Origin of the sequence: Streptococcus sp. CL6.22 (assembly GCF_049738055.1) — a bacterium.
GTDB classification, from domain to species: Bacteria; Bacillota; Bacilli; order Lactobacillales; family Streptococcaceae; genus Streptococcus; species Streptococcus mitis_DJ.
Window position 1 is genome coordinate 29572 of record NZ_JBKOTV010000018.1, and the last position, 20702, is coordinate 50273.

Below are 20702 nucleotides of genomic sequence, written 5' to 3' on the forward strand. Positions count from 1 at the left end.
CTAGCTGGAGGAGATTAAATTAATGTTGAATAAGATAAGAGACTATTTAGACTTTGCTGGTTTGCAGTACCGTAATCCTGATAAAGCGGGAGAAGAACGAGAGAAAATGATGGCATTTCGCCACAAAGGTCAAGAGGCCAGAAAGGCTTTTACAGAGCTAGCCAAAGCCTTTCAAGCAAGCCATCCAGAATGGCAACTCCAACAGACTAGCCAGTGGATGAACCAAGCGCAGCGCTTGCGACCACACTTCTGGGCTTATATACAGCGTGAGGGGAAAGTGACAGAACCTATGTTGGCTCTTCGTTTGTATGGAATACCTTCTGATTTTGGTGTCTCACTAGAAGTTAGTTTTATCGAGCGCAAGAAAGATGAGCAAACTCTAGGCAAGCAGGCCAAGGTTCTAGAAGTTCCAGTGGTAGAAGGGATTTATTATCTATTCTACTCAGATGGGGAAAGTCAACGGTGGGAGGCGAACGAAGAAAATCGTCAGGTTTTAGTCGATAAGGTAGGAAGTCAAGAAATCCGAAAAGTGTTAGTTAAAATAGATGTCCCTATAACAGAGAATTCATCTGAAGAAGAAATCGTAGAAGCCCTACTGAAATCTTATGATAAAATTCTTCCATTTTATCTAGCTACGAGAAACTAAGCTAATCATTAAAATATCATAAATCATACAGTCCAAGAGTGAACAGTCCGCTGTGTAATTCTTGGTCTTTTTGTTTACGCTTTCAAATTATATAATAAACCTACAAAAACAATTCAAAAGGAGAACAATTATGGAAGTCATTTCAAGTGTTCTAAATTGGTTTTCTAGCAATATTTTGCAGAATCCCGCATTTTTCGTAGGTTTATTGGTGTTGATAGGATACGCACTTTTGAAAAAACCTGCCCACGACGTTTTCTCAGGGTTTGTTAAAGCAACAGTAGGGTATATGTTGCTCAATGTGGGTGCAGGTGGTTTGGTTACAACCTTCCGTCCGATCTTAGCAGCCCTTAACTACAAATTCCAAATTGGTGCAGCGGTTATCGACCCTTACTTTGGACTTGCTGCAGCAAACAACAAAATTGCAGCAGAGTTTCCAGATTTTGTTGGAACTGCAACTACAGCTCTATTGATTGGTTTCGGAATAAATATCTTGCTCGTAGCTCTTCGCAAGATCACGAAGGTAAGAACCCTCTTTATTACTGGTCACATCATGGTACAACAAGCTGCAACAGTATCTCTTATGGTTCTATTCTTAGTACCACAATTGCGCAATGCTTACGGTACAGCAGCGATTGGTATCATCTGTGGACTTTACTGGGCAGTTAGTTCAAATATGACTGTTGAGGCAACTCAACGCTTGACTGGTGGTGGCGGATTTGCGATTGGTCACCAACAGCAATTTGCAATCTGGTTTGTAGATAAAGTAGCAGGACGCTTTGGTAAGAAAGAAGAAAGTTTAGACAATCTTAAATTACCTAAGTTCCTCTCAATCTTCCACGATACAGTTGTTGCATCTGCTACCTTGATGCTCGTATTCTTCGGAGCCATTCTTTTAATCTTGGGTCCAGACATTATGTCTAATAAAGAAGTCATCACTTCAGGAACTCTATTCAATCCTGCTAAACAAGATTTCTTTATGTACATTATTCAAACAGCCTTTACCTTCTCAGTTTACTTGTTCGTTTTGATGCAAGGTGTCCGCATGTTCGTATCTGAGTTGACAAACGCCTTCCAAGGTATTTCAAACAAATTGTTGCCAGGCTCATTCCCAGCGGTTGACGTTGCAGCTTCTTATGGATTTGGTTCTCCAAACGCTGTCTTGTCAGGATTTGCCTTTGGTTTGATTGGTCAATTGATCACAATTGTCTTGCTCATCGTCTTTAAAAATCCGATTCTTATTATTACAGGATTTGTACCAGTGTTCTTTGACAATGCAGCCATTGCGGTCTACGCTGATAAACGCGGTGGATGGAAAGCGGCTGTTATCCTATCCTTCATCTCAGGTGTTCTCCAAGTTGCTTTAGGAGCTCTCTGTGTAGCTCTTCTTGATTTAGCATCTTATGGTGGTTACCATGGAAATATCGACTTTGAATTCCCATGGCTTGGATTTGGATATATCTTCAAATACCTTGGTATTGTTGGTTATGTACTTGTGTGTCTCTTCTTGCTTGTTATTCCTCAACTTCAATTTGCCAAAGCAAAAGATAAAGAGAAATATTACAACGGTGCAGTTCAAGAAGAAGCTTAGTATCTAGAAAAGGAGAAATAAAATGGTTAAAGTATTAGCAGCGTGCGGAAATGGAATGGGTTCATCAATGGTTATCAAGATGAAGGTTGAAAATGCTCTCCGTAAGCTTAATCAAACAGATTTTACAGTCAATTCATGCAGTGTCGGTGAAGCTAAAGGTTTAGCAGCAGGATATGACATCGTAATCGCTTCTCTTCATTTGATCCAAGAATTGGAAGGGCGAACTAATGGGAAGTTAATTGGGCTTGACAACTTGATGGATGATAAAGAAATCACTGAAAAACTCAGTCAAGCACTACAGTAAAAGGTTGGAGGGGGCTGGATAGAAACTGAGAGTCATCGTTTCTGTCCTTCTCCCTCTTTAAATAAAGGAGGCAGATATGAATTTAAAACAAGCTTTAATTGACAATGACTCGATCCGACTAGGTTTAGAAGCTAAAGACTGGAAAGAAGCAGTCAAGGTAGCAGTAGATCCCTTGATTGAAAGTGGAGCAATTTTGCCAGAGTATTACGATGCTATCATTGAATCGACTGAAGAGTATGGCCCATACTATATCTTAATGCCAGGTATGGCTATGCCCCATGCTAGACCTGAAGCTGGAGTGCAAAGAGATGCCTTTTCATTGATCACCTTACAAAATCCTGTTGTATTTTCAGATGGGAAAGAAGTTTCAGTTTTGTTGGCACTAGCAGCAACAAGCTCAAAAATTCACACAAGTGTAGCCATTCCACAGATTATTGCCTTGTTTGAATTAGAAGATTCTATCGCACGTTTACAGGTTTGCCAGACTAAGGAAGATGTCTTGACGATGATTGAAGAATCTAAGGATAGCCCTTATCTCGAGGGATTGGATTTGGAAAGTTAGAAAGAGGAATAAAGAGATGACAAAAAGAATACCTAATTTACAAGTTGCATTAGATCATTCAGACTTGCAAGGAGCGATTAAAGCAGCTGTTTCTGTTGGTCAGGAAGTAGATATTATCGAAGCTGGAACTGTTTGCTTATTACAAGTTGGAAGTGAACTGGTTGAAGTCTTGCGAAGCCTTTTTCCAGATAAGATTATTGTGGCAGACACAAAATGTGCCGATGCTGGTGGAACAGTTGCCAAAAATAATGCCGTTCGTGGTGCCGATTGGATGACTTGTATCTGTTGTGCAACTATCCCTACTATGGAAGCGGCTCTAAAGGCTATCATGGCTGAACGTGGAGACCGAGGCGAAATCCAGATTGAACTTTATGGCGATTGGACTTTTGAACAAGCTCAGCTTTGGCTAGATGCTGGTATCTCACAAGCTATTTATCACCAATCTCGTGATGCACTTCTTGCTGGTGAGACTTGGGGTGAAAAAGACCTTAATAAGGTTAAAAAACTTATCGACATGGGCTTCCGTGTGTCTGTAACAGGTGGTCTAGATGTAGATACTCTCAAACTATTTGAAGGCGTTGATGTCTTTACCTTTATCGCAGGTCGCGGAATTACAGAGGCTGCAGATCCAGCAGGAGCAGCGCGTGCCTTCAAGGATGAAATCAGACGAATTTGGGGGTAAACCATGGCACGTCCAATTGGAATTTATGAAAAGGCAACCCCGACACACTTTACTTGGCTAGAACGTTTAAATTTTGCCAAGGAGTTAGGCTTTGATTTTGTCGAGATGTCTATTGATGAACGTGACGAGCGTTTAGCAAGACTGGACTGGAGCAAGGACGAGCGTTTGGAAGTTGTCAAAGCAATCTATAAAACTGGTGTTCGTATTCCTTCTATCTGTTTTTCAGGCCATCGTCGCTACCCATTGGGATCAAATGATCCAGTTCTAGAGGAAAAATCTCTAGAACTCATGAAAAAATGTATTGAATTAGCCCAAGACTTGGGAGTTCGTACTATTCAATTAGCTGGTTACGACGTTTATTATGAGGAAAAGTCACCCCAGACACGCCAACGTTTTATCAAAAATTTGAGAAAAGCTTGTGACTGGGCTGAAGAGGCTCAGGTGGTACTTGCTATTGAAATTATGGATGATCCTTTTATCAATAGTATCGAAAAATACTTGGCTGTAGAAAAGGATGTTGACTCTCCCTACCTTTTTGTATATCCAGATATTGGGAATGTGTCTGCATGGCATAATGATGTCTATAGTGAGTTCTATCTAGGTCACCATGCTATCACAGCTCTCCATCTCAAGGATACTTATGCAGTGACAGAAAGTTCAAAGGGGCAGTTCCGAGATGTACCTTTTGGGCAAGGTTGTGTCAAATGGGAAGAAGCTTTCGATATTTTAAAGCAAACCAATTATAATGGTCCTTTCCTAATCGAAATGTGGTCTGAAAATTGTGAAACTGTAGAAGAAACACGCGCAGCCATTCAAGAGGCACAAGCTTTTCTCTATCCACTAATTAAGAAAGCAGGTTTGATGTAAGATGAATCAAGTAATTAATGCTATGCGTAAACGAGTCTGTGATGCCAATCAATCATTGCAAAAACATGGACTTGTCAAATTTACCTGGGGCAATGTATCGGAAGTCAATCGTGAACTCGGTGTCATTGTTATCAAACCATCAGGCGTAGATTATGACGAATTGACACCTGAAAACATGGTGGCAACTGACCTGGATGGCAAGGTTCTAGAAGGAGATTTAAGACCATCTTCGGACCTTCCAACTCATGTGCAGTTATATAAGGCTTGGCCAGAGATTGCTAGTGTGGTCCATACCCATTCGACAGAAGCTGTTGGTTGGGCTCAGGCAGGTCGTGATATTCCTTTCTATGGAACAACCCATGCAGATTATTTCTACGGTTCAATCCCTTGCGCTCGTAGTTTGACCAAAGATGAAGTAGAAGTAGCCTATGAAAAAGATACTGGCTTGGTTATCGTAGAAGAATTTGAGCGTCGTGGTCTCAATCCTGTTGAAGTACCAGGTATTGTTGTACGCAATCACGGTCCATTCACTTGGGGAAAAAATCCAGAGAATGCTGTTTATCACTCTGTCGTACTAGAGGAAGTATCAAAGATGAATCGCTTTACAGAACAAATCAATCCAAGAGTTGAACCTGCTCCTCAGTACATTCTAGAAAAACACTACCAACGTAAGCATGGACCAAATGCTTATTACGGTCAAAAGAAATAAGAAATTGAATTGAAAAGAGGCTAGGACCTTTCGATCCAAGCCTCGCTTTTGTAATTGTAAGTATTCGTTATTAAGAGACTACTGTTGATAATTGAAATGCGTTAGTGAATGTGATACTATTATAAAGTTGTTTTCAAGGCAGTTGATTGATAGAGGAGTATGAAATATGGTACTGGATAAGGCAAGTTGTGATTTACTTCAATATTTGATGGATCAAGAAACGTCCAAAACGATTATGGCGATTTCAAAAGATTTGAAAGAGTCAAGAAGGAAAATTTATTATCACATTGACAAAATCAATGCTGCTTTGGGTGACGAGGCGCTTCATATCATTAGTATTCCACGAATTGGTATTCACTTAACGGAAGAGCAGAGAGATGCTTGTTGTGAACTATTATCGGAAGTAGATTCGTACGATTATATCATGAGTGCGCATGAACGTATGATGATAATGTTACTATGGATAGGTATTTCTAAAGAACGTATTACGATTGAAAAATTGATGGAGTTAACAGAGGTGTCTAGGAATACTGTTCTCAATGATTTGAATAGTATTCGTTATCAACTAACTTTGGAACAATATCAGGTGACCTTGAAAGTGAGCAAGTCACAGGGATACCATCTTCATGCCCACCCTCTTAATAAAATTCAGTATCTTCAATCGCTTCTATATCATATTTTTATGGAAGAAAATGCCACTTTTGTATCTATTTTAGAAGATAAGATGAAAGAGAGGTTAGATGGTGAGTGTTTGCTTTCTGTTGAAATGAACCAATTTTTTAAGGAACAGGTTCCTTTAGTTGAACAAGATTTAGGGAAGAAAATAAATCATCATGAAGTAACTTTTATGTTGCAGGTTCTACCTTATTTGCTGTTAAGCTGTCATAATGTTGAACAGTATCAAGAAAGACATCAGGATATAGAGAAAGAATTTTCTTTAATAAGAAAAAGAATAGAGTATCAGGTGTCTAAGAAATTAGGAGAACGGTTGTTTCAAAAGTTTGAAATTTCTTTGTCAGAACTTGAAGTTTCTCTTGTAGCTGTTCTTCTCCTCTCCTATCGTAAAGATTTGGATATTCATGCAGAAAGTGATGATTTTCGGCAGTTAAAACTTGCTTTAGAAGAATTCATCTGGTATTTTGAATCACAAATCCGAATGGAGATTGAGAACAAGGATGATTTGTTAAGAAATTTGATGATCCACTGTAAAGCCTTGTTATTTAGAAAGACTTACGGTATTTTTTCTAAAAATCCTCTAACAAAACAAATTCGATCCAAGTATGGAGAATTATTTTTAGTCACTAGAAAATCTGCGGAAATTTTAGAAGGAGCATGGTTTATTCGTCTAACAGACGATGATATTGCCTATTTGACGATTCATATTGGAGGATTTTTAAAGTATACACCATCGTCTCAAAAAAATATGAAAAAAGTTTATCTCGTTTGTGATGAAGGTGTTGCGGTTTCGAGACTTTTGCTGAAACAATGCAAACTTTATTTTCCAAATGAGCAAATTGGTACTGTATTTACAACAGAACAATTTAAGAGTGTGGAAGATATTGCACAAGTTGATGTAGTGATTACTACTAATGATGATTTGGATAGCAGATTTCCGATTTTAAGGGTTAATCCTATCCTTGAAGCAGAAGATATTTTGAAAATGCTAGACTATCTTAAACACAATATATTTCGTAATGAGAGCAAAAGTTTCAGTGAAAATCTTTCTAGTCTTATTTCGTCTTATATTGTAGACAGTAAGTTGGCTAGTAAGTTCCAAGAAGAGGTTCAAACACTTATAAATCAAGAAATAGTAGTTCAAGCTTTTTTGGAAGATATTTGAAGGACAGTCCAATGATGAACACAAACCTGTGTTTTTCTTGGTCTTTTTTAGTGTTTTGAAGGGTGGTATACTAATCTCAAAGATAACAATTATATCCAAAGGAGGCAACATATGCCAAACGTCAAAGAAATTACAAGAGAGTCATGGATTTTAGCTACTTTCCCAGAGTGGGGAACATGGTTGAACGAAGAAATCGAAGAAGAAGTCGTACCTGAAGGCAATTTTGCCATGTGGTGGCTAGGCAACTGTGGTACTTGGATTAAGACACCAGGTGGTGCTAACGTTGTCATGGACCTTTGGTCAAACCGTGGAAAATCAACCAAAAAAGTGAAAGATATGGTTCGTGGGCACCAAATGGCAAATATGGCAGGTGTTCGTAAGTTGCAACCAAACTTACGTGTTCAGCCGATGGTTATCGATCCATTTGCTATCAACGAACTAGATTATTACTTAGTTTCACACTTCCATAGTGATCATATCGACCCATACACAGCTGCAGCAATTCTCAACAATTCTAAGTTAGAGCATGTTAAGTTTATCGGTCCTTACCACTGTGGACGAATCTGGGAAGGATGGGGTGTTCCAAAAGAACGTATCATCGTTGTTAAACCAGGTGACACTATCGAATTAAAAGATATGAAGATTCATGCAGTAGAATCATTTGACCGTACTTGTTTGGTAACTCTCCCAGTGAACGGTGCTGATGAGACAGGCGGTGAACTTGCTGGCTTAACTGTTACAGATGAAGAAATGGCTCAAAAGGCTGTTAACTATATCTTTGAAACACCAGGTGGAACCATCTATCATGGTGCAGATTCTCACTTCTCAAACTATTTTGCAAAACATGGTAAAGACTTTAAAATTGATGTTGCTTTGAATAACTATGGTGAAAATCCGGTAGGTATCCAAGATAAAATGACATCTATCGACCTTCTTCGTATGGCAGAAAATCTGCGTACCAAAGTCATTATCCCAGTTCACTATGATATCTGGTCTAACTTCATGGCTTCCACTAATGAGATTCTAGAACTTTGGAAAATGAGAAAAGATCGCTTGCAATACGATTTCCATCCATTTATCTGGGAAGTCGGCGGTAAGTACACTTATCCTCAAGATCAACACTTAGTAGAATACCATCATCCACGTGGTTTTGATGATTGTTTTGAACAAGACTCTAACATTCAATTTAAAGCTTTGCTATAATATAAAAATATTCTTTGGAGGTTATCCGTATGTTGCATGATACGGATAATTTTCATATAATAGTAAAATAGAATGTGTGATACAATAATCACCTCAAATAGAAAGGAAATTCTATGTCAAATCTATCTGTTAATGCAATTCGTTTCCTAGGTATTGACGCCATTAATAAAGCCAACTCAGGTCACCCAGGTGTGGTTATGGGAGCGGCTCCGATGGCTTACAGCCTCTTTACAAAACAACTTCGTATCAATCCAGCTAAACCAAACTGGATCAACCGCGACCGCTTTATTCTTTCAGCAGGTCATGGTTCAATGCTTCTTTATGCCCTTCTTCACCTTTCTGGTTTTGAAGATGTCAGCATGGATGAGATTAAGAGCTTCCGTCAGTGGGGTTCAAAAACACCAGGTCACCCAGAATTTGGTCATACAGCAGGGATTGATGCTACAACAGGTCCTCTAGGGCAAGGTATTTCAACTGCCACTGGTTTTGCCCAGGCAGAACGTTTCTTGGCAGCTAAGTATAACCGTGAAGGCTACAATATCTTTGACCACTATACTTACGTTATCTGTGGAGATGGAGACTTGATGGAAGGTGTCTCAAGCGAGGCAGCTTCATACGCAGGTTTGCAAAAACTAGACAAGTTGGTTGTTCTTTATGATTCAAATGACATCAACTTGGATGGTGAGACAAAAGATTCCTTTACAGAAAGTGTTCGTGACCGTTACAATGCCTACGGTTGGCATACTGCCTTGGTTGAAGATGGAACAGACTTGGAAGCAATCCATGCAGCTATCGAAACAGCTAAAGCTTCAGGCAAACCATCTTTGATTGAAGTGAAGACTGTTATTGGATACGGTTCTCCAAACAAACAAGGAACTAATGCCGTACACGGTGCTCCTCTTGGAGCAGATGAAACTGCAGCAACTCGTCAAGCCCTTGGTTGGGACTACGAACCATTTGAAATCCCAGAACAAGTATATGCTGATTTCAAAGAACATGTTGCAGACCGTGGTGCATCAGCTTATGAAGCATGGGCAAAACTAGTCGCAGATTACAAAGAAGCGCATCCAGAATTGGCTGCAGAATTGGAAGCAATTATCGAAGGGCGCGATCCAGTTGAAGTGACTCCAGCAGACTTCCCAGCCTTAGAAAATGGCTTCTCTCAAGCAACTCGTAACTCGAGTCAGGATGCTTTGAACGTTGTGGCAGCTAAGTTACCAACCTTCTTAGGTGGATCAGCTGACCTAGCTCACTCAAACATGACTTATATCAAGACTGATGGACTTCAAGATGATACCAATCGCTTGAACCGTAACATTCAGTTTGGTGTTCGTGAATTTGCCATGGGAACTATCTTGAACGGGATGGCCCTTCACGGTGGACTTCGTGTATACGGTGGAACTTTCTTCGTCTTCTCTGACTATGTGAAGGCAGCTGTTCGCTTGTCAGCCTTACAAGGACTTCCTGTGACTTATGTCTTTACCCACGATTCTATTGCGGTTGGGGAAGACGGTCCGACTCACGAACCAGTTGAGCATTTAGCAGGTCTTCGTGCCATGCCAAATCTGAATGTTTTCCGTCCAGCAGATGCGCGTGAAACGCAAGCAGCTTGGTACCTTGCAGTGACAAGCGAAAAAACACCAACTGCCCTTGTCTTGACACGTCAAAACTTGACTGTTGAAGAAGGAACAGACTTCGACAAGGTTGCAAAAGGTGCCTATGTTGTCTATGAAAATGCAGCAGACTTTGATACCATCTTGATTGCGACAGGTTCAGAGGTTAATCTTGCTGTCTCAGCTGCCAAAGAATTGGCTAGTCAAGGAGCAAAAGTCCGTGTAGTCAGCATGCCATCTACAGATGTCTTTGATAAACAAGATGCAGCATACAAGGAAGAAATTCTTCCAAATGCAGTTCGCCGTCGTGTTGCAGTCGAAATGGGTGCAACTCAAAACTGGTACAAATATGTTGGTCTTGATGGTGCCGTTCTAGGTATTGATACCTTCGGAGCCTCTGCCCCAGCACCAAAAGTATTGGCAGAGTACGGATTTACAGTTGAAAATCTTGTAAAAGTCGTTCAAGACTTGAAATAATCCTAAGAATCAGAGCGTAAGCTCTGGTTTTTCTTACTAGAAAAGCAGGTACAATCTTGTAAAAGTAGCTGAAATTTGATATAGTAGTCCTATGTAAAAGACAAAGGAGAATACAATGAATCCAAATTATACATTTTTAATTATGCTTGTAGCGATGTTGGGCTTGATGTTCTTTATGCAACGCTCTCAAAAGAAACAAGCACAAAAACGTATGGAAAGCTTAAATAAACTACAAAAAGGCTATGAAGTGATTACAATCGGTGGGCTTTACGGGACAGTCGATGAAGTAGATACTGAGAAGAGAACGATTGTTCTTGATGTAGATGGAGTTTACTTGACTTTTGAACTAGCTGCTATCAAGACAGTATTACCGCTGAAAGAAACAGCTTCACTCGAAGGCGCAATTGAAAAATAAGACGGGATTACTAACTCCCGTTTTTCTGTAAAAGAAAGGAAATGGGATGAAAAAACTAGTCTTTGTCTGTTTGGGAAATATTTGTCGCAGCCCTATGGCCGAGTTTGTTATGAAATCAATGACAGATAATTATGAAATCCAAAGTCGAGCGACTTCCTCTTGGGAACATGGTAATCCGATTCATAAGGGAACTCAAGGAATTTTTCAAGAGTATCAGATTCCTTATGACAAAGCCAAAACATCGCTTCAGATTAGCAAGGAAGATTTTGAAGCCTTTGATTATATTATCGGAATGGACGCTTCAAATGTTTCTGACTTACGTCAGATGTGTCCAGTAGACTGTCAAGATAAGATTTACTCATTTGCATCTGAAAGCGTTCCAGATCCTTGGTATACAGGTGATTTTGAGGAAACCTATCAGCGTGTTCAAGAGGGTTGTCAAGCTTGGTTAGAACGTTTAGAAAAGGGGAGTGAAGATGGAAAATCTTAAGAATTTTTACGACAAGTATCGTGTCTATCTGACTCGTCCACGTTTAGAGCTTTTGGCAGTAGTTACCATTGTTTTTTGTGCTGTGCTCGTCTTTTTTCTAAATATTCCTGGAAAAGGTGTTCTAAAACTGGATAATGGAACGATTGTTTACGATGGCAGTCTTGTCCGTGGTAAAATGAATGGACAGGGTACTATTACTTTCCAAAATGGGGACCAATATACAGGTGGTTTCAGCAATGGAGCCTTCAATGGAAAAGGTACCTTTCAATCTAAAGAAGGCTGGACCTACGAAGGTGATTTTGTAAATGGTCAGGCTGAAGGAAAAGGGAAACTAACAACAGAACAAGAAGTCGTTTATGAAGGGACTTTTAAACAAGGCGTTTTTCAACAAAAATAAAGCCTCCTTATCAAAGGAGGTATTGTTATCATTTAAAAGTAAGCGCTTACTAGAAAATCTATCTCTTCCCAAGCTCCTCTTCCAATCAAGCTTGTGAAATAAAAAAATATTTGAAATTCATTTCACAAACTCTAAAGAAAAAACTTGATAAGTAAAGAAAATGAGAAAAAATTCACAAACAATAAAAAATTCTTTGTGAAATGTTTATGAAACTGTTTACAAAGTTGAAATAATGCGTTATAATAAACTTGTGAAAAAATTAACAAAGGATATCGATCCTTGAAAGCTATGGAGGAAAATATGGCTGATAAAAAAACTGTGACACCAGAAGAAAAGAAACTCGCTGCTGAAAAGCATGTCGATGGCTTGGTGCAAAAAGCTTTAGTTGCTCTTGAGGAAATGCGTAAACTCGACCAAGAACAGGTCGACTACATCGTAGCTAAAGCGTCAGTGGCAGCTTTGGATGCCCACGGAGAATTGGCTTTACATGCCTTTGAAGAAACAGGACGTGGTGTATTTGAAGATAAAGCAACTAAGAACTTGTTTGCTTGTGAACACGTAGTAAACAACATGCGCCACACTAAGACAGTTGGCGTTATCGAAGAAGACGATGTAACAGGTTTGACTCTTATTGCTGAACCAGTTGGTGTTGTCTGTGGTATCACTCCAACAACAAACCCAACATCAACAGCAATCTTCAAATCATTGATTTCATTGAAGACACGTAATCCAATCGTTTTTGCCTTCCACCCATCAGCTCAAGAATCATCAGCTCACGCGGCTCAAATCGTTCGTGATGCTGCGATTAAAGCAGGAGCTCCTGAAAACTGTGTACAGTGGATCACGGAACCATCTATGGAAGCAACTAGTGCACTTATGAACCACGAAGGTGTTGCCACAATCCTTGCAACAGGTGGTAATGCCATGGTTAAAGCCGCATACTCATGTGGTAAACCAGCTCTTGGGGTAGGTGCCGGAAACGTTCCCGCTTATGTTGAAAAATCAGCTAACATCCGCCAAGCTGCACACGATATCGTCATGTCTAAATCATTTGATAACGGTATGGTCTGTGCATCTGAACAAGCGGTTATCATTGATAAAGAAATTTATGATGAATTTGTAGCAGAGTTCAAATCTTACCACACTTACTTTGTAAACAAAAAAGAAAAAGCTCTTCTTGAAGAATTCTGCTTCGGCGTGAAAGCAAATAGCAAAAACTGTGCTGGTGCAAAATTGAACGCTGACATCGTTGGTAAACCAGCAACTTGGATTGCAGAACAAGCAGGATTTACAGTTCCAGAAGGAACAAACATTCTTGCTGCAGAATGTAAAGAAGTTGGTGAAAATGAGCCATTGACTCGTGAAAAATTGTCACCAGTTATCGCAGTTTTGAAATCTGAAAGCCGTGAAGATGGTATTACTAAAGCTCGTCAAATGGTTGAATTTAACGGTCTTGGACACTCAGCAGCTATCCACACAGCTGACGAAGAATTGACTAAAGAATTTGGTAAAGCTGTTAAAGCTATTCGTGTTATCTGTAACTCACCTTCTACTTTCGGTGGTATCGGGGATGTTTATAATGCCTTCTTACCATCATTGACACTTGGATGTGGTTCTTACGGACGTAACTCAGTTGGGGATAACGTTAGTGCCATTAACCTCTTGAATATTAAAAAAGTCGGAAGACGGAGAAATAACATGCAATGGATGAAACTTCCTTCAAAAACATACTTTGAACGTGATTCAATTCAATACCTTCAAAAATGTCGTGACGTTGAACGTGTCATGATCGTTACTGACCATGCCATGGTAGAGCTTGGTTTCCTTGATCGTATCATCGAACAACTTGATCTTCGTCGCAATAAGGTGGTTTACCAAATCTTTGCAGATGTAGAACCAGATCCAGATATCACTACAGTTGAACGTGGTACTGAGATTATGCGTGCCTTCAAACCAGATACAATCATCGCTCTCGGTGGTGGATCTCCAATGGATGCTGCTAAAGTAATGTGGCTCTTCTACGAACAACCAGAAGTGGACTTCCGTGACCTTGTACAAAAATTCATGGATATCCGTAAACGTGCCTTCAAATTCCCATTGCTTGGTAAGAAGACTAAATTCATCGCGATCCCAACTACATCTGGTACAGGATCTGAAGTAACTCCATTTGCCGTTATCTCTGATAAAGCAAACAACCGTAAATACCCAATCGCTGACTACTCATTGACACCAACCGTGGCAATCGTAGACCCTGCCTTAGTATTGACAGTTCCTGGATTTGTTGCTGCGGACACTGGTATGGACGTATTGACCCACGCGACTGAAGCTTACGTATCACAAATGGCTAGCGACTACACTGACGGTCTTGCGCTTCAAGCTATCAAACTTGTATTCGAAAACCTTGAAAGCTCAGTTAAGAATGCAGACTTCCACTCACGTGAGAAAATGCATAACGCTTCAACAATCGCTGGTATGGCCTTTGCCAATGCCTTCCTAGGTATTTCTCACTCAATGGCCCATAAGATTGGTGCGCAATTCCACACAATCCACGGACGTACTAATGCCATCTTGCTTCCATACGTTATCCGTTACAACGGTACTCGCCCAGCTAAGACAGCTACATGGCCTAAGTACAACTACTACCGTGCAGACGAGAAATATCAAGATATCGCTCGTATGCTTGGACTTCCAGCTTCTACACCAGAAGAAGGGGTTGAATCTTTTGCAAAAGCTGTTTACGAACTCGGTGAGCGCGTAGGTATCCAAATGAACTTCAAAGCACAAGGTGTTGACGAAAAAGAATGGAAAGAACATTCACGTGAATTGGCCTTCCTTGCTTATGAAGACCAATGTTCACCTGCAAACCCACGTCTTCCAATGGTTGACCATATGCAAGAAATCATCGAAGATTCTTACTATGGTTACAAAGAAAGACCAGGACGCCGTAAATAATTGTTATCAGCCTAGAGGCAGGAATTTCCTGTCTCTTTTTTGTAAAATTGGAAGATTGAAAATAATTTTTATCTTTTCTATTTTCACTTTTCATCTGAAAAGGAAAGTGGGAAATGACTAGGTAGACAAAGAAAGATAGCAGTATAGGCTTTAAAAGGAGAAAGAAAAATAAGTGGGGTATAGACAAAAAACAACGCCCGTACTTGCAATTAAACTTAAATAGTTATATAATAGGTTTGTTGAAAGGTGATTTGTAGTGATTCAAGTTACTCTTTTCACAATAAAAATTTCATGATTTTCATAAGGAGGAAATCACTAATGGTAGTTAAAGTTGGTATTAACGGTTTCGGACGTATCGGTCGTCTTGCTTTCCGTCGTATCCAAAACGTAGAAGGTGTTGAAGTTACTCGTATCAACGACCTTACAGATCCAGTTATGCTTGCACACTTGTTGAAATACGACACAACTCAAGGTCGTTTCGACGGTACTGTTGAAGTTAAAGAAGGTGGATTTGAAGTTAACGGTAAATTCATCAAAGTTTCTGCTGAACGTGATCCAGAACAAATCGACTGGGCTAACGACGGTGTAGAAATCGTTCTTGAAGCTACTGGTTTCTTTGCTAAGAAAGCAGCTGCTGAAAAACACTTGCACGCTGGTGGAGCTAAAAAAGTTGTTATCACTGCTCCTGGTGGAAACGACGTTAAAACAGTTGTATTCAACACTAACCACGACGTTCTTGACGGTACTGAAACAGTTATCTCAGGTGCTTCATGTACTACAAACTGCTTGGCTCCAATGGCTAAAGCTCTTCAAGACAACTTTGGTGTTGTTGAAGGATTGATGACTACTATCCACGCTTACACTGGTGACCAAATGATCCTTGACGGACCACACCGTGGTGGTGACCTTCGCCGTGCTCGCGCTGGTGCTGCAAACATCGTTCCTAACTCAACTGGTGCTGCAAAAGCTATCGGTCTTGTAATCCCAGAATTGAACGGTAAACTTGACGGATCTGCACAACGTGTTCCAACTCCAACTGGATCAGTTACTGAATTGGTAGCAGTTCTTGAAAAGAACGTTACTGTTGATGAAGTGAACGCAGCTATGAAAGCAGCTTCAAACGAATCATACGGTTACACAGAAGATCCAATCGTATCTTCAGATATCGTAGGTATGTCTTACGGTTCATTGTTTGACGCAACTCAAACTAAAGTTCTTGACGTTGACGGTAAACAATTGGTTAAAGTTGTATCATGGTACGACAACGAAATGTCATACACTGCACAACTTGTTCGTACTCTTGAATACTTCGCAAAAATCGCTAAATAATTCATGAGTAGATAAAAAAGCAAGGCCGCTGGTCTTGCTTTTTAAATATTAAAAAATGGATGACACAATCATCCATTCTTTTTTAATTCTTTTTCAAATGTATCGGAAAGGGTAGTGAAACTTAACTTTTCTAAAGTAAGTGGATGGGTAAAGGAAAGTCGAAAGGCATGAAGCATGAGTCTGCTTGTTTTTGATTGAGTATTATAGAGAGGGTCGCCCAGAATTGGGAAGTTATGATGAGAAAGGTGGACACGGATTTGATGTGTTCGACCTGTCTTTAGTTTGCAACGAACAAGAGTTGTTTTGTTGGGAAATTGCTTTAACCTGCTTACATGTGTTTCAGCATATTGCCCATTTTTTGCATCAACTATTCTTTTTCTACGATCATGGCGATCACGCCCAATTTTGTCTTTGAAAACAAGTTCTTTGCTGTTGATATGTCCGTCGACCTGTGCCCAGTATTCCCTAGAAATCTTTTTTTTCTCCAGTAAGCGATTGAGAATAGGCAGGATAAAAGGATTTTTGGCAAAGAGAACCAAACCACTGGTTTCCATGTCCAGTCGATGAACGACATAGCAGGTTTGGCCAACATAGGCACTGACATGGTTAAGAAGGGCGATTTCGTTTGGCTGATTACCATGCGTTTTCATCCCCTCTGGTTTGTTCACAATAACTAAGTGTTGATCATGATAAACTTCCTGAACGAGGTTTGGGTTGCCCCAAGGAATTTCTTTTTCGGGATAATCTTCCTCGTCAAAAGTCAACTGGCAAACATCTCCAGGACTTACAATCTCGTTCCAGTGAACTTCTCGCTGATTAATCAAAATGTGTTTCTTGATTCTCAAAAAATGACGGATTTTTCTAGGGATGAGGAGTTGCTCCTCTAGTAATTGCTTAACCGTCATTTGAGGTAGAGAGTCTGGTAATGTAAATGTGAATTGCATACAGATATTGTAACAAAAAAAGCCCTATTTGGATAGGAAATAGCTAAATTCTTGTCTTCCAATGACGAAGATGATAAAATAAACGCATGAAATTAGATAAATTATTTGAGAAATTTCTTTCTCTTTTTAAAAAAGAAACAAGTGAACTAGAGGACTCTGATTCTACTAGCTTACGTCGCTCTCGTAGTGACCGAAAAAAATTAGCCCAAGTAGGTCCAATTCGAAAATTCTGGCGTCGCTATCATCTAACAAAGATTGTCCTTATACTAGGTTTGAGTGCAAGCTTGCTAGTTGGAACCTATTTGTTTGCTGTAGCCAAGTCAACCAATGTCAATGATTTGCAAAATGCCTTGAAAACTCGAACTCTCATTTTTGACCGTGAAGAAAAGGAGGCTGGTGCCTTGTCTGGTCAAAAAGGAACCTATGTTGAATTGACTGATATCAGTAAAAATTTGCAGAATGCCGTTATTGCGACAGAAGACCGTTCTTTTTATAAAAATGACGGGATTAACTATGGTCGTTTCTTCTTGGCTATTGTAACTGCTGGTCGTTCAGGTGGTGGTTCTACTATTACCCAACAGCTGGCTAAAAACGCCTATCTGTCACAGGATCAAACTGTTGAGAGAAAAGCGAAAGAATTTTTCCTTGCTTTAGAATTAACCAAAAAATATAGTAAGGATCAAATTCTAACCATGTACCTTAACAACGCTTATTTTGGAAATGGTGTGTGGGGTGTAGAAGATGCGAGTAAGAAATACTTTGGAGTTTCTGCATCAGAAGTGAGTTTAGATCAAGCTGCTACTCTGGCAGGGATGCTCAAAGGGCCGGAACTGTATAATCCCTTGAATTCTGTAGAAGATTCTACCAATCGGCGCGATACTGTCTTGCAAAATATGCTTGCAGCGGGTTACATTGATAAAAATCAAGAAACCGAAGCTGCAGAAGTTGATATGACTTCGCAATTACACGATAGGTATGAAGGAAAAATCTCAGATTACCGCTATCCTTCTTACTTTGATGCGGTGGTTAATGAAGCTGTTTCCAAGTATAATCTAACAGAGGAAGAGATTGTCAATAATGGCTACCGCATTTATACAGAGCTGGACCAAAACTATCAAGCAAATATGCAGGTTGTCTATGAAAATACAGCTCTATTTCCTAGGGCAGAGGATGGAACATTTGCTCAATCAGGAAGTGTAGCTCTCGAACCGAAAACAGGTGGAGTTCGTGGAGTTGTCGGTCAGGTTGCTGGCAATGATAAAACTGGATTCCGGAATTTCAACTATGCAACTCAATCAAAACGTAGCCCTGGTTCTACAATTAAGCCTTTAGTTGTTTATACGCCTGCAGTTGAAGCTGGCTGGGCTTTGAATAAGCGGTTGGATAACCATACCATGCAGTATGACAGCTATAAGGTTGATAACTATGCAGGGATCAAAACGAGTCGAGAAGTTCCTATGTATCAAGCCTTGGCAGAATCGCTTAATCTGCCTGCTGTTGCCACTGTTAATGACTTGGGTGTTGACAAGGCTTTTGAGGCGGGCGAAAAATTCGGACTCAACATGGAAAAGGTCGATCGTGTTCTTGGTGTAGCCTTGGGAAGTGGTGTCGAAACCAACCCTCTGCAAATGGCTCAAGCATATGCTGCCTTTGCAAATGAAGGTTTAATGCCGGAAGCTCATTTTATTAGTAGAATTGAAAATGCTAGTGGTCAGGTCATTGCGAGCCATAAAAATTCACAAAAACGGGTGATTGATAAGTCTGTAGCTGACAAGATGACCAGTATGATGTTGGGAACATTTACAAACGGAACAGGTATTAGTTCATCACCTGCAGACTATGTCATGGCAGGAAAAACTGGAACAACTGAAGCTGTTTTCAATCCTGAATACACAAGTGACCAGTGGGTAGTTGGTTATACTCCGGATGTAGTGATTAGTCACTGGCTTGGTTTTCCTACCACTGATGAAAGCCACTATCTAGCAGGATCTACTTCAAACGGTGCAGCCCATGTCTTTAGAAACATTGCCAATACCATTTTACCTTATACGCCAGGAAGTACCTTTACAGTTGAAAATGCGTATAAGCAAAATGGAATTGCACCAGCCAATACAAGAAATCAAGTACAGAGTAATGAAGAAAATCAGGCGGATAATAGCCTTTCTGATATTAGAAGTCGTGCACAAAATCTGGTAGATGAGGCTAGCCGTGCTATCTCGGATGCTAAAATTAAGGAAAAGGCTCAAACGATATGGGATTCGGTAGTCAATCTATTTCGTTAAGATGCTTGTCAAAGCCTAGCTTTCTTGTTATAATAGATAAGATGGAGGCGTTATGGCACTAAAAAAAGCAAGCCTAGCTTGTGCGGTTTGTGGTTCGAGAAACTATTCAATCAAGATCAGCGGAAACCCCAAGCCAACACGACTAGAAGTAAATAAATTTTGTAAACATTGTGGTAAGTACACTACACACAGAGAAACGAGATAGGAGAGAGCGATGCGTTTTATTGGAGATATTTTTAGACTTCTTAAAGACACAACATGGCCAACTCGCAAGGAAAGCTGGAGAGATTTTCGTTCTATCATGGAATACACTGCTTTCTTTGTTGTGATTATTTATATTTTTGACAAGTTGATTGTTTCAGGTTTGATTCGATTTATTAACATTTTTTAGAAGACCTGTGGAGTTATTCACGCTAGAAATCTTCTATTATGAAAGGAAGTATCATGGATAGTTTTGACAAAGGGTGGTTTGTTTTACAAACTTATTCTGGTTATGAAAATAAGGTAAAAGAAAATCTATTACAACGTGCACAAACCTACAATATGTTGGATAATATTTTACGTGTTGAAATTCCAACACAAACAGTGCAAGTTGAAAAAAATGGAAAGAGAAAAGAAGTAGAAGAAAATCGCTTTCCAGGTTATGTTCTTGTGGAAATGGTGATGACAGATGAAGCTTGGTTTGTTGTTCGAAACACACCAAACGTTACAGGATTCGTCGGATCTCACGGAAATAGATCAAAACCAACTCCATTATTGGAACAAGAAATCCGTGATATCTTGGTTTCTATGGGACAAACTGTACAAGAGTTTGATATCGATGTTGAAGTTGGTCAAACTGTACGTATCATTGATGGCGCTTTTGCAGACTATACTGGTAAAATTACAGAGATTGATAACAATAAAGTGAAGATGATTATCTCTATGTTTGGTAATGACACAGTTGCAGAAGTAAACCTAAACCAAATTGCAGAATTATAACCCTGAGAGAGGCATGTCCTCTCTTTTTTGTGCAGTTGAGACGGTAAAGGAGACAGAATAGGCGAAATGGCCCCGATTAGCTTCATTATTTGTTAGACTGTATCTAGAAAGGGGGACGTTATGTTTAAAGAATTATATAAAGAAGTCCAGGGAATTGTGTATAAGAGTAGAAATGAATATTACTTGCATTTATGGGAGTTAACTGATTGGGACCAAGAGGGCATGCTCTGCTTACATGAATTGATTAGTAGAGAAGAAGAGCTAGTAGAAGATATTCCTCGTTTACGAAAATACTTCAAAACTAAATTCCGTAATCGAATTTTAGACCATATCCGTAAACAAGAAAGCCAGAAGCGTAGATATGATAAAGAACCTTATGAAGAAGTAGGTGAGATTAGTCATCGTATAAGCGAGGGAGGTC

General features: G+C 39.8%; 20 protein-coding genes and 1 pseudogene. 20 read left to right on the plus strand and 1 reads right to left on the minus strand.

What is annotated here, in order from left to right; translation table 11 throughout:
* The first annotated feature begins 22 nt into the window (after nucleotides 1-22).
* The 15 genes from ACLNCW_RS09330 to gap all read left to right on the plus strand — a co-directional run bounded on the left by ACLNCW_RS09330 (nucleotide 23) and on the right by gap (nucleotide 16074).
* Nucleotides 23-646, plus strand: coding sequence for an HI_0552 family protein (locus tag ACLNCW_RS09330; protein ID WP_424846140.1), 624 nt, complete (start codon nucleotides 23-25; stop codon nucleotides 644-646).
* A gap of 130 nt (nucleotides 647-776) precedes the next feature.
* Nucleotides 777-2234, plus strand: coding sequence for a PTS ascorbate transporter subunit IIC (locus ACLNCW_RS09335; protein ID WP_000452074.1), 1458 nt, complete (start codon nucleotides 777-779; stop codon nucleotides 2232-2234).
* Between the two features lie 22 nt (nucleotides 2235-2256).
* Nucleotides 2257-2538: a PTS sugar transporter subunit IIB gene (locus tag ACLNCW_RS09340; protein WP_000241466.1), complete on the plus strand. Its 282-nt coding sequence runs from the start codon at nucleotides 2257-2259 to the stop codon at nucleotides 2536-2538.
* A 76-nt stretch (nucleotides 2539-2614) separates the two neighbouring features.
* A complete protein-coding gene (locus tag ACLNCW_RS09345; RefSeq protein WP_033679597.1) occupies nucleotides 2615-3100 on the plus strand; it encodes a PTS sugar transporter subunit IIA in 486 nt (161 codons plus the stop codon).
* Nucleotides 3101-3116: 16 nt separating this feature from the next.
* Nucleotides 3117-3782 (plus strand): 3-keto-L-gulonate-6-phosphate decarboxylase UlaD, encoded by a 666-nt coding sequence (locus ACLNCW_RS09350; protein WP_023947938.1) that lies wholly within the window; start codon nucleotides 3117-3119, stop codon nucleotides 3780-3782.
* 3 nt (nucleotides 3783-3785) lie between these two features.
* Nucleotides 3786-4649 carry an L-ribulose-5-phosphate 3-epimerase gene (locus ACLNCW_RS09355; RefSeq protein WP_023947936.1) on the plus strand — a complete coding sequence of 288 codons (864 nt, stop codon included), beginning with the start codon at nucleotides 3786-3788 and terminating at the stop codon, nucleotides 4647-4649.
* A 1-nt stretch (nucleotide 4650) separates the two neighbouring features.
* Nucleotides 4651-5358, plus strand: coding sequence for an L-ribulose-5-phosphate 4-epimerase (locus ACLNCW_RS09360; RefSeq protein WP_033679598.1), 708 nt, complete (start codon nucleotides 4651-4653; stop codon nucleotides 5356-5358).
* A 166-nt stretch (nucleotides 5359-5524) separates the two neighbouring features.
* Nucleotides 5525-7198 (plus strand): BglG family transcription antiterminator, encoded by a 1674-nt coding sequence (locus ACLNCW_RS09365; RefSeq protein WP_424846142.1) that lies wholly within the window; start codon nucleotides 5525-5527, stop codon nucleotides 7196-7198.
* Between the two features lie 111 nt (nucleotides 7199-7309).
* Nucleotides 7310-8401, plus strand: coding sequence for an L-ascorbate 6-phosphate lactonase (gene ulaG / locus ACLNCW_RS09370; protein ID WP_023947932.1), 1092 nt, complete (start codon nucleotides 7310-7312; stop codon nucleotides 8399-8401).
* A gap of 113 nt (nucleotides 8402-8514) precedes the next feature.
* Entirely contained in the window at nucleotides 8515-10491 is a 1977-nt protein-coding gene (tkt, locus tag ACLNCW_RS09375) for a transketolase (protein WP_424846144.1), read from the plus strand.
* 115 nt (nucleotides 10492-10606) lie between these two features.
* Nucleotides 10607-10906 carry a preprotein translocase subunit YajC gene (yajC, locus tag ACLNCW_RS09380; protein WP_001069289.1) on the plus strand — a complete coding sequence of 100 codons (300 nt, stop codon included), beginning with the start codon at nucleotides 10607-10609 and terminating at the stop codon, nucleotides 10904-10906.
* A 46-nt stretch (nucleotides 10907-10952) separates the two neighbouring features.
* Nucleotides 10953-11396 carry a low molecular weight protein-tyrosine-phosphatase gene (locus ACLNCW_RS09385; RefSeq protein ID WP_424846147.1) on the plus strand — a complete coding sequence of 148 codons (444 nt, stop codon included), beginning with the start codon at nucleotides 10953-10955 and terminating at the stop codon, nucleotides 11394-11396.
* Entirely contained in the window at nucleotides 11383-11793 is a 411-nt protein-coding gene (locus ACLNCW_RS09390) for a hypothetical protein (protein WP_424846149.1), read from the plus strand. The genes ACLNCW_RS09385 and ACLNCW_RS09390 overlap by 14 nt, the downstream gene beginning before the upstream one ends.
* Before the next feature lie 300 nt (nucleotides 11794-12093).
* Nucleotides 12094-14745: a bifunctional acetaldehyde-CoA/alcohol dehydrogenase gene (gene adhE / locus ACLNCW_RS09395; protein ID WP_000763952.1), complete on the plus strand. Its 2652-nt coding sequence runs from the start codon at nucleotides 12094-12096 to the stop codon at nucleotides 14743-14745.
* Between the two features lie 318 nt (nucleotides 14746-15063).
* Nucleotides 15064-16074 carry a type I glyceraldehyde-3-phosphate dehydrogenase gene (gene gap, locus ACLNCW_RS09400; protein ID WP_033687386.1) on the plus strand — a complete coding sequence of 337 codons (1011 nt, stop codon included), beginning with the start codon at nucleotides 15064-15066 and terminating at the stop codon, nucleotides 16072-16074.
* A 68-nt stretch (nucleotides 16075-16142) separates the two neighbouring features.
* Here the strand turns inward: gap and ACLNCW_RS09405 are convergent, their stop codons facing one another.
* The gene (locus ACLNCW_RS09405; protein WP_424846152.1) at nucleotides 16143-17018 is read right to left on the minus strand and encodes an RluA family pseudouridine synthase; all 876 of its coding nucleotides are present in this window, start codon (nucleotides 17016-17018) and stop codon (nucleotides 16143-16145) included.
* 86 nt (nucleotides 17019-17104) lie between these two features.
* Here ACLNCW_RS09405 and pbp2a point away from each other — a divergent pair, with 86 nt between their 5' ends.
* The 5 genes and pseudogenes from pbp2a to ACLNCW_RS09430 all read left to right on the plus strand — a co-directional run.
* A complete protein-coding gene (gene pbp2a / locus ACLNCW_RS09410) occupies nucleotides 17105-19300 on the plus strand; it encodes a penicillin-binding protein PBP2A (protein WP_424846154.1) in 2196 nt (731 codons plus the stop codon).
* A 52-nt stretch (nucleotides 19301-19352) separates the two neighbouring features.
* Entirely contained in the window at nucleotides 19353-19505 is a 153-nt protein-coding gene (gene rpmG, locus ACLNCW_RS09415) for a 50S ribosomal protein L33 (RefSeq protein ID WP_001809375.1), read from the plus strand.
* Nucleotides 19506-19514: 9 nt separating this feature from the next.
* Nucleotides 19515-19691, plus strand: a complete 177-nt coding sequence (gene secE / locus ACLNCW_RS09420; protein WP_001210990.1) for a preprotein translocase subunit SecE — start codon at nucleotides 19515-19517, stop codon at nucleotides 19689-19691.
* A gap of 53 nt (nucleotides 19692-19744) precedes the next feature.
* Nucleotides 19745-20281, plus strand: coding sequence for a transcription termination/antitermination protein NusG (gene nusG, locus ACLNCW_RS09425; RefSeq protein WP_000376740.1), 537 nt, complete (start codon nucleotides 19745-19747; stop codon nucleotides 20279-20281).
* 120 nt (nucleotides 20282-20401) lie between these two features.
* A pseudogene (locus ACLNCW_RS09430) lies at nucleotides 20402-20702 on the plus strand (sigma-70 family RNA polymerase sigma factor); the annotation flags it as partial.

What these genes read in the sequence shown, in the direction of transcription:
- ACLNCW_RS09345 (WP_033679597.1), top strand. Translation starts at nt 2,615, where the DNA reads ATGAATTTAAAACAAGCTTTAATTGACAATGACTCGATCCGACTAGGT.
- adhE (WP_000763952.1), top strand. Translation starts at nt 12,094, where the DNA reads ATGGCTGATAAAAAAACTGTGACACCAGAAGAAAAGAAACTCGCTGCT.
- ACLNCW_RS09335 (WP_000452074.1), top strand. Translation starts at nt 777, where the DNA reads ATGGAAGTCATTTCAAGTGTTCTAAATTGGTTTTCTAGCAATATTTTG.
- pbp2a (WP_424846154.1), top strand. Translation starts at nt 17,105, where the DNA reads ATGAAATTAGATAAATTATTTGAGAAATTTCTTTCTCTTTTTAAAAAA.
- ACLNCW_RS09350 (WP_023947938.1), top strand. Translation starts at nt 3,117, where the DNA reads ATGACAAAAAGAATACCTAATTTACAAGTTGCATTAGATCATTCAGAC.
- secE (WP_001210990.1), top strand. Translation starts at nt 19,515, where the DNA reads ATGCGTTTTATTGGAGATATTTTTAGACTTCTTAAAGACACAACATGG.
- tkt (WP_424846144.1), top strand. Translation starts at nt 8,515, where the DNA reads ATGTCAAATCTATCTGTTAATGCAATTCGTTTCCTAGGTATTGACGCC.
- ACLNCW_RS09330 (WP_424846140.1), top strand. Translation starts at nt 23, where the DNA reads ATGTTGAATAAGATAAGAGACTATTTAGACTTTGCTGGTTTGCAGTAC.
- ACLNCW_RS09385 (WP_424846147.1), top strand. Translation starts at nt 10,953, where the DNA reads ATGAAAAAACTAGTCTTTGTCTGTTTGGGAAATATTTGTCGCAGCCCT.
- ACLNCW_RS09390 (WP_424846149.1), top strand. Translation starts at nt 11,383, where the DNA reads ATGGAAAATCTTAAGAATTTTTACGACAAGTATCGTGTCTATCTGACT.
- ACLNCW_RS09365 (WP_424846142.1), top strand. Translation starts at nt 5,525, where the DNA reads ATGGTACTGGATAAGGCAAGTTGTGATTTACTTCAATATTTGATGGAT.
- yajC (WP_001069289.1), top strand. Translation starts at nt 10,607, where the DNA reads ATGAATCCAAATTATACATTTTTAATTATGCTTGTAGCGATGTTGGGC.
- rpmG (WP_001809375.1), top strand. Translation starts at nt 19,353, where the DNA reads ATGGCACTAAAAAAAGCAAGCCTAGCTTGTGCGGTTTGTGGTTCGAGA.
- nusG (WP_000376740.1), top strand. Translation starts at nt 19,745, where the DNA reads ATGGATAGTTTTGACAAAGGGTGGTTTGTTTTACAAACTTATTCTGGT.
- ACLNCW_RS09360 (WP_033679598.1), top strand. Translation starts at nt 4,651, where the DNA reads ATGAATCAAGTAATTAATGCTATGCGTAAACGAGTCTGTGATGCCAAT.
- gap (WP_033687386.1), top strand. Translation starts at nt 15,064, where the DNA reads ATGGTAGTTAAAGTTGGTATTAACGGTTTCGGACGTATCGGTCGTCTT.
- ACLNCW_RS09405 (WP_424846152.1), bottom strand. Translation starts at nt 17,018, where the DNA reads ATGCAATTCACATTTACATTACCAGACTCTCTACCTCAAATGACGGTT.
- ulaG (WP_023947932.1), top strand. Translation starts at nt 7,310, where the DNA reads ATGCCAAACGTCAAAGAAATTACAAGAGAGTCATGGATTTTAGCTACT.
- ACLNCW_RS09355 (WP_023947936.1), top strand. Translation starts at nt 3,786, where the DNA reads ATGGCACGTCCAATTGGAATTTATGAAAAGGCAACCCCGACACACTTT.
- ACLNCW_RS09340 (WP_000241466.1), top strand. Translation starts at nt 2,257, where the DNA reads ATGGTTAAAGTATTAGCAGCGTGCGGAAATGGAATGGGTTCATCAATG.